Here is a 17,269-nt window from a genome sequence, read left to right on the forward strand (position 1 = left end):
CGTGGGGTGGCCGAGAGGATGTGGCGGCCCTGCCTTCTCAGGCACGTCAGGGGGCGGACAGCGCGCCGGGCGCCTCCGCACCGCGGGTCGCCCCGGCCGAGGCCACCGCGCCGCACCCCGCCCCCCGCACCGGCGTAGCCGCCCTCTCCCCCCGCTACCAGGTCGCCGCCGCGCTGGCGCTGGCGGTGGTGGGTGTGGCCGCCTGTGTGCATCTGCTGATGGTGTTCCTCAGCCTCGCCCCGGCGAACACGGTGACCAAGCAGCACGGCAGGGCCGTCGAGCAGTGGGTGTACCCGGAGTTCGAGCAGAACTGGAAGCTGTTCGCCCCGAATCCGCTGCAGCAGAACATCGCCGTCCAGGTGCGGGCCGAGGTGCGGATGAAGGACGGCACCCTGCGCACCACCGGCTGGACGGACCTGTCCGCCCAGGACGGCGCCGCCATCGACGGCAACCTGGTGCCCAGTCACACCCAGCAGAACGAGCTGCGCCGCGCCTGGGACTTCTTCGTGGCGACGCACACCGCCGACAACCGTCCCGTCGGCATGCGCGGTTCCCTCTCCGAGCAGTACGTGAGCCGGATCGTGGTGATGCGCCTGTACCGGACCGATCCGATCAGCCGGGACGGCGTCATCCGGCGGGTCCAGGTCCGTGCCAGCACCACCAATGTGCAGCCGCCCGCGTGGAGCCGTGAGCGGGTGTCCGACAAGCCGGTCTACCGGGTGATGCCCTGGTGGACGGTGACCGCCGACGAGGCCGCCGGAGGTGTGCGGTGAACGGGTTCTCCCTGCCCCTCTCGCGCGGGATCGCCCGCGTCACCGGTGCGGCCCTGGGGCCGTACCAGAGCGCCGTGGTCCGCATCGGCTTCGCCGGGACCTGGCTGCTGTTCCTGCTGCGCGAGTTCCCCCACCGCCAGGAGCTGTACGGCCCGGCCGGCCCGTGGGGCTGGAACCTGGCCAAGGAGCTGACCGCCGACAACCACGCCTTCACGGTCCTGCTGTGGTCCGACGGGCAGCTGTGGTTCGAGTGCTTCTACGCGCTGGCGATCCTCGCCAGCGCCGCGCTGCTGCTCGGCTGGCGTACCCGTACGGCGTCCGTGCTGTTCATGGTCGGCGTGCTGTCGCTGCAGAACCGCAGCGTCTTCGTCGGCGACGGCGGTGACAACGTCCTGCACCTGATGTCCTTGTACCTCGTGTTCACACGGTGTGGACAGGTGTGGTCGCTGGACGCGCGGCGGGCGGCGCACGCGGAGGCGGCACGCGCGCGTGGTGAGCGGGATTCCGCCGACCGGATGGGGCCGTCGCTGTGGGCGGTGTCCGGCCTGGCGCTGGTCCTGGCGACGTTCACCGGCCGGTTCGACAACGGCTGGCTGATCCCCGCGCTGCTGTGGACGACCTGGGCGGTGCTGGGCCTGTGGTGGGCCGTCGGCCGCTGGGTGAAGTCCCGGGAGCCGCGGATCCTGCTGGACGTCATCGCCAACGTCCTGCACAACGGCGCCCTGTTCGTGATCATGGCCGAGGCCTGTCTGATCTACGCGACGGCCGGCTGGTACAAGATCCAGGGCTCGCGCTGGCAGGACGGCACCGCCGTCTACTACCCGCTCCACCTGGACTACTTCTCGCCCTGGCCCGGACTGGCCGACCTGATGTCCTCCAGCGGCACGATCATGATGGTCGCCGCCTACGGAACGGTCATGGTGCAGGTCGCCTTCCCGTTCACCCTGTTCAACCGGCGGGTCAAGAACGTCCTGCTGGTCGTGATGATGCTCGAACACGCGGTGATCGCGGTGGTGCTCGGCCTGCCGTTCTTCTCGCTGGCGATGATCACCGCCGACGCGGTCTTCCTGCCGACGTCGTTCCTGCGCCGGCTGGGCGCGCTGGTGGCGGGCGCGCGTGGGCGGATCGCCCGGCGCGGTGACCGTACGGTGCCCGCGCCCCGCTCCCCCGAAGACGAGCCCGGCCACAGGCCCGAAGGCAAGCCCGACAGGCCCGAGGAGAGCGCGGAGGGCCGCGTAGGGTTCACCGCATGACCGACCCGACGAACCGCTGGCGCGAGCACGCCGGTGCCGCCGTGCTGCTCGACGGCTTCCACGCCCTCAAGCACGCGCTGCGCTTCGGGGCCGAGGTCCCGGTGGCGGTCGCCACCGACCGGCGGGCCGCGCTCGCCCTCGCCGAGGAACTGGCCGAAGACGTACGGGACGCGCTGGACGCGCTGCTCACGCAGGTGTCCGCGGAGACCTACGCCTCCCTCGTCCCGCGGCCCCACCCGACCGGTGTGGCCGCGCTCGCCGTACGGCCGTCACGCGAGGCCAACCTGCGTGCGCTGGCCCGCACCCCCCGCACCGCCCCGGTCGTGGTCCTGGACAACCCCCGCAACCTGGGCAACGCCGGTGCCGTGATCCGGCTGGCCGCCGGTTTCGGGGCGACCGGAGTGGTCACCACGGGCACGCTCGACCCCTGGCATCCCACGGTGGTGCGCGGCGGCGCCGGCCTGCACTTCGCGACCGCGGTGGAACACCTCGGCGTCGACGAGCTGCCGGCCGGGCCGCTGTTCGCGCTCGACCCGGAGGGCGAGGACATCCGCGGCACCGAGCTGCCCGACGACGCCGTGCTGGCGTTCGGCTCGGAGCGCAGCGGCCTGTCGGCCGAGTTGCGCGCGCGTGCCGACCATCTGCTGGCCCTGCCGATGCGCCCCCAGGTCTCCAGTTACAACCTCGCCACCAGCGTGGCGATGACGCTGTACCACTGGAGCGCGGCCGGGGGCGCACCCGCCGCGAACTGAGAGGGCTCAGACCTCCCGGCGGACCTCCACCACCCGGAACCGGTTGGCCACGAACGCGCCGTCGCACAGTGCGGCGTTCGCCGCGGGGTTGCCGCCCGAGCCGTGGAAGTCGGAGAAGGCCGCCGTCTGGTTCACGTACACCCCGCCGGTCAGGTTGAGCGACAGCTGGGCCGCCTCCTCCAGGCACACCTCCTCGACGGCCTGCTCGACCTCGCTGTCGGTGGTGTAGGCGCCGACCGTCATCGCGCCCTTCTCGCGGACCGTGCGGCGCAGCAGCTCCACCGCGTCGGTCACCGAGTCGACGGCGACGGCGAAGGAGACCGGCCCGAAGCACTCGCTCATGTAGGCGGCCTCGTCGTCGGGCTTGGCGCCGTCCAGCTTGACGAGTACGGGGGTGCGGACCACCGCGTCCGGGAACTCCGGGTTGGTGATCTCCCGGGAGGCGAGGGCGACTTCACCGAGTCCGGTGGCGGCTTCCAGGCGGGCCTTGACGTCGGGGTTGACGATGGCGCCCAGCAGCGCGTTCGCGCGCGCGTCGTCGCCGAGGAGGCCGTCGACCGCGCGGGCGATGTCCGCGGTGACCTCGTCGAAGGTCTTGGCGCCCTGCTCGGTCCGGATGCCGTCCCGGGGGATCAGCAGGTTCTGCGGGGTGGTGCACATCTGGCCGCTGTACAGGGACAGCGAGAACGCCAGGTTGGACAGCATGCCCTTGTAGTCGTCCGTGGAGTGCACGATCACCGTGTTGACGCCGGCCTTCTCGGTGTAGACCTGCGCCTGGCGGGCGTTGGCCTCCAGCCAGTCACCGAAGGACGTCGACCCCGTGTAGTCGATGATCCTGATCTCGGGGCGGGCGGCGAGGGTCTTGGCGATGCCCTCGCCGGGGCGCTCGGCGGCCAGCGCCACCAGGTTCGGGTCGAAGCCGGCCTCGGCGAGCACGTCCCGGGCCACCTGCACGGTGAGCGCGAGCGGCAGCACGGCGCGCGGGTGCGGCTTGACCAGGACGGCGTTGCCGGTCGCCAGGGAGGCGAACAGGCCCGGGTAGCCGTTCCAGGTCGGGAAGGTGTTGCAGCCGATGACCAGGGCGAGGCCGCGCGGGACCGGTGTGAACTGCTTGGTGAGGGCCAGCGGGTCGCGCTTGCCCTGGGGCTTGGTCCACTCGGCCGTCCCGGGCGTGCGGATCTGCTCCGCGTAGGCGTACGCCACCGCCTCCAGACCGCGGTCCTGGGCGTGCGGGCCGCCCGCCTGGAACGCCATCATGAACGCCTGGCCGGAGGTGTGCATGACCGCGTGCGCGAACTCGTGCGTACGGTCGCTGATCCGCTTGAGGATCTCCACACAGACCACGGCCCGCATCTCGGGGCCCGCGTCCCGCCAGGCCGCCTGCCCGGCCTTCATCGCGGGCAGCAGGGTGTCGATGTCCGCGTGCGGATAGGTCACGCCCAGCTCGATGCCGTACGGCGAGACCTCGCCGCCCACCCAGTCGTCCGTGCCGGGCTGGCCGAGGTCGAGGCGGTTGCCCAGCAGGGCGTCGAAGGCCGCCTTGCCCGCCGCCGCGTCCAGGCTGCCGTTCTCGCCGTAGGCCTTCGGGTGCTCGGGATGCGGGGACCAGTACGCGCGCGTACGGATCGCCTCCAGCGCCTGGTCCAGGGTGGGCCGGTGCTTCGCGATCAGCTCGTGCGTGGTCAGTTCGGCGGCCATACGGAACCAACTCCTCGTCTGGAGAACTCGTCGTCGAGTTCATTGACCTGGGCAGAAACATGGGCAGGGACGGCCGGTCAGAGCTAGAGTAACCGAACGATCGGTCGGGACAAGGGGGTCCGGCGCATCTGTGGAAAACGTCGTGCGGGAGGATCGCGCACATGACAGCACTCGACCTCAGCAGCCCCGTGGCCGTCGTCGGCACCGGCACCATGGGCCAGGGCATCGCCCAGGTCGCGCTGGTCGCCGGCCACCCCGTGCGGCTGTACGACGCAGCCGCCGGGCGCGCCCGGGACGCGGCCGCAGCGATCGGCGCCCGCCTCGACCGGCTCGTGGAGAAGGGAAAGCTCCCCGGTGCCGACCGGGACGCCGCGCGCGCCCGCCTGCAGCCGGTGGAGAGGCTCACGGAACTGGCGGACTGCGGGCTGGTCGTCGAGGCCGTCCTGGAGCGGCTGGACGTCAAACAAGAGCTCTTCGGCGCGCTGGAGGACATCGTCGCCGACGACTGCCTGCTCGCCACCAACACCTCCTCGCTGTCGGTGACGGCCATCGGCGGCCCCCTGCGCCATCCCGGCCGCCTCGTGGGCCTGCACTTCTTCAACCCGGCACCGCTCATGCCGCTGGTCGAGGTCGTCTCCGGGTTCGCCACCGACGTCACGTCGGCCACGCGCGCGTACGAGACCGCCCGCTCCTGGGGCAAGACCCCGGTGGCCTGCGCCGACACCCCGGGTTTCATCGTCAACCGGATCGCCCGCCCGTTCTACGCCGAGGCCTTCGCGGTCCACGAGGCACAGGCCGCCGACCCGGCCACCATCGACGCGATCCTGCGCGAGTCCGGCGGCTTCCGGATGGGCGCCTTCGAACTGACCGACCTGATCGGCCAGGACGTCAACGAGTCCGTGACCCACTCCGTGTGGCAGTCCTTCTTCCAGGACGTGCGCTTCACCCCGTCCCTGGCCCAGCGCCGGCTGGTGGAGTCCGGCCGCCTCGGCCGCAAGACCGGGCACGGCTGGTACGACCACGCCGAAGGCGCGGAGCGGCCCGAGCCGCACACCGCCGACAAGGAGCAGCCGCCGGCGTACGTCGTCGCCGAAGGCGGCCTGGGCCCCGCGGCCGAGCTGCTCACGCTGATCCGCGAGGCGGGCATCCAGGTCCGCGAGGAGGACGAGGACAACGGCACCCGCCTGGTGCTGCCGAGCGGTGGCCAGCTGGTCCTCGCCGACGGGCAGACCGGCGTGGAGTTCCGGGACGTCGTCTACTTCGACCTCGCCCTGGACTACCGCACGGCCACCCGCGTGGCGCTGTCCGCCTCCCCCGACACCTCACCGCGGACCCTCGCCGAGGCCACCGGCCTCTTCCAGGCCCTCGGCAAGGACGTCAGCGTCATCGGCGACGTACCCGGCATGATCGTGGCGCGTACGGTCGCCCGGCTCATCGACCTCGCCCATGACGCCGTCGCCAAGGGCGTGGCCACCGAGGAGGACATCGACACGGCCATGCGTCTCGGGGTGAACTACCCCGTCGGCCCGTTCGAGTGGGACCGCAGGCTCGGCCGTGAGTTCGCCTTCGACGTCCTGGACGAGATGCACGAGCGCGACCCCTCCGGACGCTACGCGCCCTCCCTCGCGCTCTACCGCCATGCGTACGCCGTCGAGGACAGGCGGGAGGGCACCTCATGACCGCGGCCAAGCGCGACACGTACACGCCCGAGACACTGCTCTCCGTGGCCGTGCGGGTCTTCAACGAGCGCGGCTACGACGGCACCTCCATGGAGCACCTGTCCAAGGCGGCCGGCATCTCCAAGTCGTCGATCTACCACCACGTCAGCGGCAAGGAGGAGCTGCTGCGCCGGGCGGTCAGCCGGGCCCTGGACGGTCTGTTCGCCATCCTGGACGAGGAGCGCGCGTGCGGGGGGCGGTCTGTCGACCGGCTGGAGTACGTCGTGCGGCGCATGGTCGAGGTGCTCATAGGCGAGCTGCCGTACGTGACGCTGCTGCTGCGTGTGCGCGGCAACACCGAGACCGAGCGGTGGGCGCTGGAGCGGCGGCGCGACTTCGACCACCGGGTCGCGGAACTGCTGAAGGCCGCGGCGGCCGACGGGGACGTCCGCGGTGACGTCGAGGTCCGCCTGGCCACCCGGCTGGTCTTCGGAATGATCAACTCGATCGTGGAGTGGTACCGGCCGGACCCGCGGGGCGCCGGCGAGCGCGAGGTGGCCGACGCGGTGGTCCAGCTCGTCTTCGCGGGCCTCAAGCAGAGCTGACCCGAGGCCGCGGGCGCGCCCTCGACCGGGCCCGCGGCACACCCCCGGTCACGTCTCCGGCACGCCCTCGACGGTCACGTCTCCGGCACGCCCTCGACGGTCACGCCTCCGGCACGCCCCCTTCGTCACGTCTCAGGCACCCCTCAGGTCACGCTTCAGGCCACGCCTCGGGCACCCCTCAGGCCACGCCTCGGGCACCCCTCAGCTCACGTCTCCGGCTCCACGTCGTCCTCCTCGAACACCAGCAGCGTGCGCGTGCTGAGCACCTCGGGGATCGCCTGGAGCCGGGTGAGCACCAGCTCGCGCAGTGCCCGGTTGTCGGGCGTGTGCACCAGCAGCAGCACGTCGAAGTCGCCGCCCACCAGCGCGATGTGGGAGGCGCCGGGCAGCTGTCTGAGCTGCTCGCGGACCGTGCGCCAGGTGTTCTGGACGATTTTCAGCGTGACGTACGCCGAGGTGCCGTGCCCCGCCCGCTCGTGGTCCACACGCGCGCTGAAACCCCGGATGACTCCGTCCTCGACGAGCCGGTTGATGCGCGCGTAGGCGTTGGCGCGCGAGACGTGGACACGTTCGGCGACGGACCGTATCGAGGCGCGCCCGTCCGCCTGAAGGATCTTCAGGATGTCCTGGTCGATGGCGTCCAGCGGGCGCGGCGGCAGCGGGACGCCGTCCTGCGGTCCGTCGGCCATTTGTTCAGCTGCCATTGCCCCCCGCTCCCTCGCCGTGGACGTCCTGCGTTCATTCCAGGCTGTGGAGAACCGTTTGTCCACAGCCTGGAGGGGGCTGTAGCCAAAATGTGCCGACGACCGAACAATCGGTTGGTGAGGCGCCTCAGAGTCGACGCGCCTCCCGTAGCCGCTCCCACGAGGAGGTGCCGTCATGACGGTTCTGGAGCAGCGGGGCGCGTACCGGCCTTCGCCGCCGCCCGCCTGGCAGCCCCGTATGGACCCCGCGCCGCTGCTGCCCGACGCCGAGCCCTACCGCGTCCTCGGCACCGAGGCGGCCGCCAAGGCAGACCCGGACCTGCTGCGCCGGCTCTACGCCCAGCTGGTGCGCGGCCGCCGCTACAACACGCAGGCCACCGCGCTCACCAAGCAGGGCCGCCTCGCCGTCTACCCCTCCAGCACCGGCCAGGAGGCCTGCGAGGTCGCCGCCGCCCTGGCCCTCGACGCACGTGACTGGCTCTTCCCCAGCTACCGCGACACCCTCGCCGTCGTCGCCCGGGGCGTGGACCCCGTCGAGGCCCTCACCCTGCTGCGCGGCGACTGGCACAGCGGCTACGACCCCCACACCCACCGCGTGGCCCCCCTCTCCACCCCGCTGGCCACCCAGCTCCCGCACGCCGTCGGCCTCGCGCACGCCGCCCGGCTCAAGGGCGACGACGTGGTCGCGCTCGCCCTGGTCGGCGACGGCGGCACCAGCGAGGGCGACTTCCACGAGGCACTGAACTTCGCCGCCGTCTGGCAGGCGCCGGTCGTCTTCCTCGTGCAGAACAACGGCTTCGCGATCTCCGTCCCCCTCGCCAAGCAGACCGCCGCGCCCTCCCTGGCCCACAAGGCCGTCGGATACGGCATGCCGGGCCGGCTGGTCGACGGCAACGACGCCGCGGCCGTGCACGAGGTCCTCAGCGACGCCGTACGGCACGCGCGTGCCGGCGGCGGCCCCACCCTGGTGGAGGCGGTGACGTACCGGATCGACGCCCATACCAACGCCGACGACGCCACCCGCTACCGCGGCGACGCCGAGGTCGAGGCCTGGCGCGCCCACGATCCGATCGAGCTGCTGGAGGCGGAGCTGACCACGCGCGGGCTGATCGACGAGGCCGGCATCGAGGCCGCCCGGCAGGACGCCGAGGCGATGGCCGCCTCCCTGCGCGAAGCCATGAACCGCGACCCCGAACTGAACCCGATGGACCTCTTCGACCACGTCTTCGCCGAGACCACCGCCCAGCTGCGCGAACAGCGCGCCCTGCTCAGGGCCGAACTGGAAGCCGAGCAGGAGCAGCACGGCACCCAGGAAGGCGGGGCCCGATGACCACCGTCGCCGTCAAGCCCGCCACCATGGCGCAGGCCCTCACCCGCGCGATGCGCGACGCGATGGCCGCCGACCCGTCCGTGCACGTCATGGGCGAGGACGTCGGCACCCTCGGCGGCGTCTTCCGCGTCACCGACGGCCTTGCCAAGGAGTTCGGCGAGGACCGCTGCACCGACACCCCGCTCGCCGAGGCCGGCATCCTCGGTGCCGCCGTCGGCATGGCCATGTACGGCCTGCGCCCGGTGGTGGAGATGCAGTTCGACGCGTTCGCCTACCCGGCGTTCGAGCAGCTCATCAGCCATGTCTCCCGGATGCGCAACCGCACCCGCGGGAAGATGCCCCTGCCCATCACCGTCCGTGTCCCCTACGGCGGCGGAATCGGCGGCGTCGAGCACCACAGCGACTCCTCCGAGGCCTACTACATGGCCACCCCGGGCCTGCACGTGGTCACACCCGCGACCGTAGCCGACGCCTACGGCCTGCTGCGCCAGGCCATCGCCTCCGACGACCCGGTCGTCTTCCTGGAGCCCAAGCGGCTGTACTGGTCCAAGGACTCCTGGGACGCCGAGCACCCCACGGAGGTCGAGCCCATCGGCCACGCGGTGGCGCGCCGCCCCGGCAGCAGCGCCACGCTGATCACCTACGGCCCCTCCCTGCCCGTCTGCCTGGAGGCCGCCGAGGCCGCGCAGGCCGAGGGCTGGGACCTGGAAGTGGTCGACCTGCGCTCGCTGGTGCCGTTCGACGACGAGACGGTCTGCGCGGCCGTGCGCCGCACCGGACGCGCGGTCGTCGTCCACGAGTCCACCGGGTTCGGCGGACCGGGCGGCGAGATCGCGGCCCGGATCACCGAGCGCTGTTTCCACCACCTGGAGGCGCCGGTGCTGCGCGTGGCCGGCTTCGACATCCCCTACCCGCCGCCCATGCTGGAGCGGCACCACCTGCCCGGCGTCGACCGCATCCTGGACGCCGTGGCCCGGCTGCAGTGGGAGGCCGAGGGCTGATGGCACAGGTGCTGGAGTTCAAGCTCCCCGACCTCGGCGAGGGACTCACCGAGGCGGAGATCGTCCGCTGGCTGGTCCAGGTCGGTGACGTCGTCGCCGTCGACCAGCCGGTCGTCGAGGTGGAGACGGCCAAGGCGATGGTCGAGGTGCCCTGCCCCTACGGCGGTGTCGTCACCGCCCGCTTCGGCGAGGAGGGCACCGAACTGCCGGTGGGCGCACCGCTGTTGACGGTGGCCGTCGGCGAACCGGCCGCGCACACCGAGCCGGAGGGCTCCGGCAACGTCCTGGTCGGCTACGGCACCTCCGACGCGCCGGCCCGGCGCCGGAGGGTGCGGCCGACTCCCGTGGTGACGGCTGCCGCGAACGGCAGCACCGGTCCGGGCGGCCCACGGACCCCGAGCGCGCCCTCGGAGACCGGCCCGGAACCGCGGCCCGACCGGGCCGCGGCCTCCACCGGTACGGCGACCGACGGGACGGCCCACACGCGCGTGGACGCACTCCACCTGGAGGGCCCGGTACCCGTGATCTCCCCCCTGGTCCGACGGCTGGCCCGCGAGGGCGGTGTGGACCTGCGGCAGCTCGCGGGCTCGGGCCCGGACGGACTGATCCTGCGCTCGGACGTCGAGGACGCCCTGCGGACCAGGGCCGCTCCGGGCAGCCGTACGGCCGGAGCACCCGCCGCGACGCACAGTGCCGTCGTGGCCCCGCCGGCACCCGCCGCCGCCTCGGCCACACACGCCGCGGGCATCCGCATCCCCCTCAAGGGCGTTCGCGGCGCCGTCGCCGACAAGCTCTCCCGCAGCCGCCGGGAGATCCCGGACGCCACCTGCTGGGTCGACGCCGACGCGACCGAACTCATGGGCGCGCGTGCCGCGATGAACGCCGCGGGAGGACCGAAGATCTCCCTCCTCGCGCTGCTCGCCCGCATCTGCACGGCCGCGCTCGCCCGGTTCCCCGAACTGAACTCCTACGTCGACGTCGAAGCCCGCGAGGTCGTCCAGCTCGACCAGGTCCACCTCGGGTTCGCCGCGCAGACCGCGCGCGGGCTCGTCGTACCGGTCGTCCGGGACGCCCACGCGCGCGACGCCGAGTCGCTGACCGCCGAGTTCGCCCGGCTCACCGAGGCCGCCCGCACCGGGACGCTCACCCCCGGGGACCTCACCGGCGGGACCTTCACACTGAACAACTACGGGGTCTTCGGCGTCGACGGCTCCACACCGATCATCAACCACCCCGAGGCGGCCATGCTCGGCGTCGGCCGGATCGTCCCCAAGCCGTGGGTCCACGAAGGAGAGCTGGCGGTCCGCCAGGTCGTCCAGCTCTCGCTCACCTTCGACCACCGGGTGTGCGACGGCGGCACGGCGGGCGGATTCCTTCGGTACGTGGCGGACTGCGTGGAACACCCGGCGGTGCTCCTGCGCACCCTGTGACGCCCGCGGGGCCCGCGAGGAAGGCCCCCTCGGGAGACACGAGCAGCACTCCTCGGGACATACTCGGGGGGTGACCGACAACGCCCCCGCCGCCCCCGGGACGCCGGTGCCGTACGACGCCGTCGTGCTGGCCGGCGGTGCCGCCCGGCGGCTCGGCGGAGCCGACAAGCCCGGCCTGCGCGTCGGCGGCCGGGCCCTGCTCGACCGGGTCCTCACCGCCTGCGCCGGCGCGGGCACGACCGTCGTGGTGGCCGACCGGCGGCCCACCGCGCGGCCCGTGCGCTGGACGCGCGAGGAACCGTCCGGCGGCGGACCGGTCGCCGCGCTGGCCGCGGGCCTGCGGCTCACCACCGCCGAACACGCCGTCGTCCTCTCCGCCGACCTGCCCTTCCTCCAGCCGGACACGCTGCGGCGCCTGCTGACCGCCCTGTGCGGCACCGGAGCCGACGGCGCGCTGCTCACCGACGCCGACGGCCGCGATCAGCCCCTCGTGGCCGCCTACCGCACCGCCGCGCTCCGCCGCGAGCTGGCCGGGCTCACGGCCGGCCCGGAGGGACTGACCGGGCTGCCGCTGCGCCGGCTGACCGGCGCCCTCCGTCTCACCCGTGTCCCGGACCCGCTCGCGTCCTTCGACTGCGACACCTGGGACGACATCGCCGACGCCAGGGCACGCATCAGGGAGCATGGGCACGTGTTGGATGAATGGATCTCCGCAGTCAAGGACGAACTGGGCATCGACCTGGATGTCGACACCGGCCTCCTGCTCGACCTGGCCCGCGACGCCGCGCACGGCGTGGCCCGCCCGGCCGCCCCGCTGACCACCTTCCTCGTCGGCTACGCAGCGGCCCAGGGCAAGGGCGGCCCCGAGGCCGTCGCCGAGGCCGCGCGCAAGGCGGCCGCGCTCGCACTGCGCTGGGAAGAGGAGAACGAGGAGAACAACGAAGGCGACAGCGGGGGCCCGAGCGCCCCGGACGCCGGATGACCGCCCCCGGAACGCGGGCCGGAGCGCCCGCCGAGGACAGCGACGACCTCGATGTCGAGGAGGCCCTGGCCCTGGTGAGGGAAGCCAAGGACGACCCCGGGGGCCAGGGCCAGGCGCCCGCCCCGGCGCCCGGAGCACACAGCGAGCGGCACCGGGCCACCCCATGGCCCGAGGCCCGCGAGACCGCCGCCCGTGCCGCCCGCGCCCGGGTCCGCCCCGCCCCCGTCACCGTGCCGCTCGCCGACGCCCTCGGCCTCACCCTGGCCGCCCCCCTCAACGCGCTGACCGATCTGCCCTCCTTCGACACCTCCGCGATGGACGGCTGGGCGGTCGCCGGACCCGGTCCCTGGGACGTACGGGACGAGGGAGTGCTCGCCGGGCATGCGCAGCCCGAGCCGCTCACCGACGGCGAGGCGGTCCGCATCGCGACCGGGGCCCGCATCCCCGCCGACACCACCGCCGTCCTGCGCAGCGAACACGGCCGCATCGACGCACAGGACCGGCTCCACGCCACCCGGGAGATGGCACACGGCCAGGACATCCGGCCGCGCGCCCAGGAATGCCGCAGCGGTGACCAGCTGCTGCCCATCGGCACCGTGGTCACCCCCGCCGTCCTGGGTCTGGCCGCGGCGGCCGGATACGACACCGTCACCGCCGTACCGCGCCCGCGTGCCGAAGTCCTCGTGCTCGGCGACGAACTGCTCACCGAGGGACTGCCACGCGACGGGCTCATCCGGGACGCGCTCGGTCCCATGCTGCCGCCCTGGCTGCGGGCGCTCGGTGCCGAGGTCCTGGCCGTGCGCCGGATCGGCGACGATGCCAAGGCCCTCCAGCGGGCCGTCACCGGCTCCCAGGCCGACCTCGTCATCACCACCGGCGGCACGGCCGGCGGCCCCGTCGACCACGTCCACCCCGTCCTGGAACGCATCGGCGCCGAACTCCTCGTCGACGGCGTCAAGGTGCGACCCGGCCACCCCATGCTGCTGGCCCGCACCAAGGACGACCAGCACCTCGTCGGCCTGCCCGGAAACCCCCTCGCGGCCGTCTCCGGCCTCCTCACGCTCGCCGAGCCGTTGCTGCGCACGCTCGCCGCCCACCCGGCCCCGGAGCCGTACGCACTGCCGCTCAGGGAGGCGGTCCAGGGGCACCCGTACGACACCCGGCTCGTCCCCGTGATGCTGCGCGGCGACCTTGGCGTACCGCTGCACTACAACGGTCCGGCCATGCTCCGCGGTATCGCCGCCGCCGACGCGCTGGCCGTCGTACCGCCGGGCGGGACACGGCAGGGGGAGGAGGCGGAGCTGATCGATCTGCCGTGGGCGGCGGCCGGCATCGAGGTGTGTTTCACGTGAAACTTCCGGGCCATGACGCCATCGCCCGCCAGGCGGGCGAGCATCTGGTGACCCAGCGGGTGAGACTCCCGAGGAAAGTGGTGGAGCGCCCGATCCGCCAGGTCGTCAAACGGCTGCTCATGGCCCTGCTCGTGCTGGTCGCCACCGCGCTGGTCGTCTACGTCGACCGCGACGGCTACCGCGACAACGCCGATGGCCCGGTCGACCTGCTCGACGCCTTCTACTACGCGACCGTGACGCTCTCCACCACCGGATACGGCGACATCACCCCGGTCAGCGACGGCGCCAGGCTCACCAACATCTTCGTCATCACGCCCCTGCGCGTGCTGTTCCTGATCATCCTGGTCGGCACCACGCTGGAGGTCCTCACCGAACGCACGCGGGAGGAATGGCGCCTGAACCGCTGGAGGTCCACCTTGCGTGACCACACCGTCGTCATCGGGTTCGGTACCAAGGGCCGGTCGGCGATCCAGACCGTCTGCGCGACGGGTCTGAAGAGGGAGCAGGTGGTCGTGGTCGACCCGAGCGCCAAGGCGGTCGACGCCGCGAACGCCGAGGGCTATGCGGGGGTCATGGGCGACGCGACCCGCAGTGACGTGCTGAAACGGGCCGAGGTGCACAAGGCCCGGCAGATCATCGTCGCCCCGCAGCGCGACGACACCTCCGTGCTCGTCACGCTGACGGCACGGCAGCTCAACCGGAGCGCGAAGATCGTGGCCGCCGTGCGCGAGGAGGAGAACGCGCCGCTGCTCAAGCAGTCCGGGGCCGACGCCGTCATCACCAGCGCCAGCGCGGCCGGCCGGCTGCTCGGCCTCTCCGTGCTCAGCCCCGCCGCCGGCATGGTCATGGAGGACCTGATCCAGCAGGGCAGCGGACTGGACCTCGTGGAACGCCCGGTCGTCCGCAGTGAGGTGGGCAAGCGGGCCCGTGAGACCGACGACCTCGTCCTGAGCGTCGTACGCGGGCACCGGGTGCTCGGTTACGACGACCCGGCCGTCGGCACGCTCCAGCTGACCGACCGGCTCATCACGATCGTCCGTGTCACTCCCGGTGCCCAGACCACCCCGGCCGCCCGGCAGCTGTCCCGCGACTGACGGGGCGCCCTGGGCCCCCGGGAGCGAGCGGGTCTGCCTCGAAGACGCCGTCGGCGGGGAGTAGCGTCGCGCGCATGCATGCGATCACGATTCCCGAACCTGGTGGTCCTGAGGCGCTGGTGTGGGCGGAGGTCCCCGACCCGGAGCCCGGCGAGGGCGAGGTACTGGTCGAGGTGGTGGCCAGCGCCGTCAACCGTGCCGACATCCTGCAGCGCCAGGGCTTCTACAACCCGCCGCCCGGTGCGTCCCCCTACCCCGGCCTGGAGTGCTCCGGCAGGGTCGCCGCGCTCGGCTCCGGCGTGTCCGGCTGGGCCGTCGGCGACGAGGTGTGCGCGCTGCTCTCGGGCGGCGGTTACGCGGAGAAGGTCGTCGTACCGGCCGGGCAGCTGCTGCCCGTGCCCGACGGGGTCGGCCTCACGCAGGCGGCCGCGCTGCCCGAGGTGGTCTGCACGGTCTGGTCCAACGTGTTCATGATCTCCCACCTGCGGCCCGGCGAGACGCTGCTCGTGCACGGCGGGTCCAGCGGCATCGGCACCATGGCCATCCAGCTCGCGAAGGCCGTCGGAGCCAAGGTCGCGGTGACGGCGGGCACGAAGGAGAAGCTGGAACGGTGCGCCGAGCTGGGCGCGGACATCCTCGTCAACTACCGGGAGCAGGACTTCGTCGCCGAGATCAAGCAGGCCACCGGCGGCGCGGGGGCCGATGTGATCCTCGACAACATGGGGGCGAAGTATCTGGACCGCAATGTCCAGGCGCTCGCCGTCAGCGGACGGCTCGCGATCATCGGCTTGCAGGGCGGCGTCAAGGGTGAGCTGAACATCGGCATGCTGCTGGGCAAGCGGGCCGCGATCAGCGCGACCTCGCTGCGGGCGCGGCCGCTGACCGAGAAGGCGGCGATCGTGGCGGCGGTGCGGGAGCATGTGTGGCCGTTGCTCGCCGGGGGGCATGTGCGGCCGGTCGTGGACCGCGAGCTGCCGATGCCGGAGGCGGCCGAGGGGCATCGGGTGGTGGAGGAGAGCGGGCACGTCGGCAAGGTGCTGTTGGTGGCACCCTGAGGACCTGAGGACCTGAGGACCTGAGGACCTGAGGCCCTGACGCCCTGACGCCCCGGCGGCACGACTGCCCGCGGCTGTGCGGGTACGGCTGCCCGCCGATGGGTGGGGCACGTCGGTGCCGTCAGCCTCGGCGGAGTCTGAGGGCCAGGAAGGCCAGCCCCAGACCGAGGCCTATGAGCACCAGACCGCTGCCCAGCGGGAGGAGCTGCAGGACCGGTTCGGTGGCGTCCCCGCTCTGCTGGGCGGCGGCGCTCTGGGCCGGGGTCCGGGTGGGGTCGAGGCCGGCCTGGTCCGGGACGGCCGAGGCCGACGGCGTCACGGTCGGGAGGTCCGCTGTCTCCGGCTCCTCCGGTCGGCCGCTGTCCGGAGCGCGGGTGGTCACGGGGTCGTCGTCGCCCTCCACCGCGGCCGCGGGCCCGTCCGGCCGGCCCGGTCGCAGCCGTCCCTCGCCCGCGCGGCTGCCCGCACGGGACGGCTCGACGGCCACGGGGCGGTACGAGGCGGAGGCGGAATCGGTGGGCATGGGGACGCGCGAGGCGGTGGCGGTGACGGGACCCTGGTGGCCGTGACGGTGGCCGGGTGGGTCCGGGTGCTCGGCACCGGCACCGCCCGAGCGGGCGTCCGCCGACAGCTCCGCGGACGCCGAGCCCTCGGTGTGCTCCGCACGGCCGGGGCGGCCCTCGTCCGCGGTGGCGGCCCGGTGCGGGTGTCCCGGGGCGGCGAACCCGGCCGGGGGCTCGGCGGCGTACGCCACGGTGGCGTACAGGGGGACGGTGCCGTACGCGGGAAGGGCCGCCGCGAGGACGAGCAGCAGCCGTGCGCAGGGGAACGTGATGCGCAGCCATGGAGTCACGTCGGTGACCTCCCGGAGCCCGGATGGCGTGATCGATGGATAACCGACGGAAATAAGCCTCACATTCAATGGCAAACAGGGCATTTCAGAATGCTCCGTTGGGCCTAAACGGTGGATCAGCCCCATGAGGGGGCACCACGGTGATGAGGTGTACGGGTGCGAGAGAATGGCGGCATGGAGATGCCGAGGAACGAACGGTCGCCGGAGAACCCCCAGATCCTCGTCGTGGGCCAGGACGGGATGGCGCTCGGCGGCGGCAACGGGGACGACGACTCCCGCGAGATTCCGGTGACGGAGCAGGTCGAGCAGCCTGCCAAGGTCATGCGGATCGGCAGCATGATCAAGCAGCTCCTGGAGGAGGTGCGCGTTGCTCCGCTGGACGAAGCGAGCCGGGTGCGGCTGAAGGAGATCCATGCCAGCTCCGTCAAGGAGCTGGAGGACGGCCTCGCGCCGGAGCTGGTCGAGGAACTTGAGCGGCTCTCCCTGCCGTTCACGGATGACGCGACCCCGAGCGACGCGGAACTGCGGATCGCGCAGGCCCAGTTGGTGGGCTGGCTGGAAGGCCTTTTCCACGGGATCCAGACGACGCTGTTCGCCCAGCAGATGGCCGCGCGGGCCCAGCTGGAGCAGATGCGCCGCGCGCTCCCGCCGGGTGTGTCCGGTCACGAGGGCGGCGACGACCCCCGCGCCGCGGGCCGCTCGGGCGGTCCGTACCTGTAACGGCCGCAG

General features: G+C 72.9%; 16 protein-coding genes. 13 read left to right on the forward strand and 3 right to left on the reverse strand.

Annotation, left to right across the window (positions count from 1 at the left end; translation table 11 throughout):
* The first annotated feature begins 20 nt into the window (after positions 1–20).
* Genes IE244_RS21805 through IE244_RS21815 form a run of 3 tightly spaced genes read left to right on the forward strand, consistent with a single transcriptional unit; the run spans position 21 to position 2,778 of the window.
* Positions 21–773, forward strand: coding sequence for a DUF5819 family protein (locus IE244_RS21805; RefSeq protein ID WP_308436276.1), 753 nt, complete (start codon positions 21–23; stop codon positions 771–773).
* Positions 770–2,026, forward strand: a complete 1,257-nt coding sequence (locus IE244_RS21810) for an HTTM domain-containing protein (protein ID WP_191875216.1) — start codon at positions 770–772, stop codon at positions 2,024–2,026. Before IE244_RS21805 ends, IE244_RS21810 begins: the two co-directional genes overlap by 4 nt.
* Positions 2,023–2,778 (forward strand): TrmH family RNA methyltransferase, encoded by a 756-nt coding sequence (locus IE244_RS21815; protein ID WP_191875217.1) that lies wholly within the window; start codon positions 2,023–2,025, stop codon positions 2,776–2,778. Before IE244_RS21810 ends, IE244_RS21815 begins: the two co-directional genes overlap by 4 nt.
* 6 nt (positions 2,779–2,784) lie before the next feature.
* Here the strand turns inward: IE244_RS21815 and paaN are convergent, their stop codons facing one another.
* Positions 2,785–4,476 carry a phenylacetic acid degradation protein PaaN gene (gene paaN, locus IE244_RS21820; RefSeq protein ID WP_191875218.1) on the reverse strand — a complete coding sequence of 564 codons (1,692 nt, stop codon included), beginning with the start codon at positions 4,474–4,476 and terminating at the stop codon, positions 2,785–2,787.
* A gap of 161 nt (positions 4,477–4,637) precedes the next feature.
* Here paaN and IE244_RS21825 point away from each other — a divergent pair, with 161 nt between their 5' ends.
* Positions 4,638–6,155 carry a 3-hydroxyacyl-CoA dehydrogenase gene (locus IE244_RS21825; protein ID WP_191875219.1) on the forward strand — a complete coding sequence of 506 codons (1,518 nt, stop codon included), beginning with the start codon at positions 4,638–4,640 and terminating at the stop codon, positions 6,153–6,155.
* Positions 6,152–6,739 (forward strand): TetR/AcrR family transcriptional regulator, encoded by a 588-nt coding sequence (locus IE244_RS21830; protein WP_191875220.1) that lies wholly within the window; start codon positions 6,152–6,154, stop codon positions 6,737–6,739. Before IE244_RS21825 ends, IE244_RS21830 begins: the two co-directional genes overlap by 4 nt.
* 206 nt (positions 6,740–6,945) lie before the next feature.
* On the opposite strand, the gene IE244_RS21835 is transcribed toward IE244_RS21830, so the two are convergent.
* Positions 6,946–7,443 carry an Lrp/AsnC family transcriptional regulator gene (locus IE244_RS21835; protein WP_373305763.1) on the reverse strand — a complete coding sequence of 166 codons (498 nt, stop codon included), beginning with the start codon at positions 7,441–7,443 and terminating at the stop codon, positions 6,946–6,948.
* 175 nt (positions 7,444–7,618) lie between these two features.
* Between IE244_RS21835 and pdhA the strand changes: the two genes are divergently transcribed.
* From pdhA to IE244_RS21870, 7 genes are all read left to right on the forward strand, one after another.
* Positions 7,619–8,773, forward strand: coding sequence for a pyruvate dehydrogenase (acetyl-transferring) E1 component subunit alpha (pdhA, locus tag IE244_RS21840; RefSeq protein ID WP_191875221.1), 1,155 nt, complete (start codon positions 7,619–7,621; stop codon positions 8,771–8,773).
* Positions 8,770–9,774 carry an alpha-ketoacid dehydrogenase subunit beta gene (locus tag IE244_RS21845; protein ID WP_191875222.1) on the forward strand — a complete coding sequence of 335 codons (1,005 nt, stop codon included), beginning with the start codon at positions 8,770–8,772 and terminating at the stop codon, positions 9,772–9,774. Before pdhA ends, IE244_RS21845 begins: the two co-directional genes overlap by 4 nt.
* Positions 9,774–11,204: a dihydrolipoamide acetyltransferase family protein gene (locus tag IE244_RS21850; RefSeq protein WP_191875223.1), complete on the forward strand. Its 1,431-nt coding sequence runs from the start codon at positions 9,774–9,776 to the stop codon at positions 11,202–11,204. The genes IE244_RS21845 and IE244_RS21850 overlap by 1 nt, the downstream gene beginning before the upstream one ends.
* Positions 11,205–11,274: 70 nt before the next feature.
* Positions 11,275–12,186 carry an NTP transferase domain-containing protein gene (locus IE244_RS21855; protein WP_191875224.1) on the forward strand — a complete coding sequence of 304 codons (912 nt, stop codon included), beginning with the start codon at positions 11,275–11,277 and terminating at the stop codon, positions 12,184–12,186.
* On the forward strand, positions 12,183–13,538 hold the full coding sequence (locus IE244_RS21860) for a molybdopterin molybdotransferase MoeA (RefSeq protein WP_191875225.1): 1,356 nt from the start codon (positions 12,183–12,185) through the stop codon (positions 13,536–13,538). Before IE244_RS21855 ends, IE244_RS21860 begins: the two co-directional genes overlap by 4 nt.
* Entirely contained in the window at positions 13,535–14,632 is a 1,098-nt protein-coding gene (locus tag IE244_RS21865) for a potassium channel family protein (RefSeq protein WP_191875226.1), read from the forward strand. Before IE244_RS21860 ends, IE244_RS21865 begins: the two co-directional genes overlap by 4 nt.
* 74 nt (positions 14,633–14,706) lie before the next feature.
* Entirely contained in the window at positions 14,707–15,687 is a 981-nt protein-coding gene (locus tag IE244_RS21870) for an NAD(P)H-quinone oxidoreductase (protein ID WP_191875227.1), read from the forward strand.
* A 121-nt stretch (positions 15,688–15,808) separates the two neighbouring features.
* Here the strand turns inward: IE244_RS21870 and IE244_RS21875 are convergent, their stop codons facing one another.
* Positions 15,809–16,540, reverse strand: a complete 732-nt coding sequence (locus tag IE244_RS21875) for a hypothetical protein (protein ID WP_191875228.1) — start codon at positions 16,538–16,540, stop codon at positions 15,809–15,811.
* Positions 16,541–16,714: 174 nt separating this feature from the next.
* Here IE244_RS21875 and IE244_RS21880 point away from each other — a divergent pair, with 174 nt between their 5' ends.
* On the forward strand, positions 16,715–17,260 hold the full coding sequence (locus IE244_RS21880; RefSeq protein ID WP_191875229.1) for a bacterial proteasome activator family protein: 546 nt from the start codon (positions 16,715–16,717) through the stop codon (positions 17,258–17,260).
* Positions 17,261–17,269: the final 9 nt, after the last annotated feature.

Origin of the sequence: Streptomyces filipinensis, assembly GCF_014649495.1 — a bacterium.
Taxonomy (GTDB): Bacteria; Actinomycetota; Actinomycetes; order Streptomycetales; family Streptomycetaceae; genus Streptomyces; species Streptomyces filipinensis.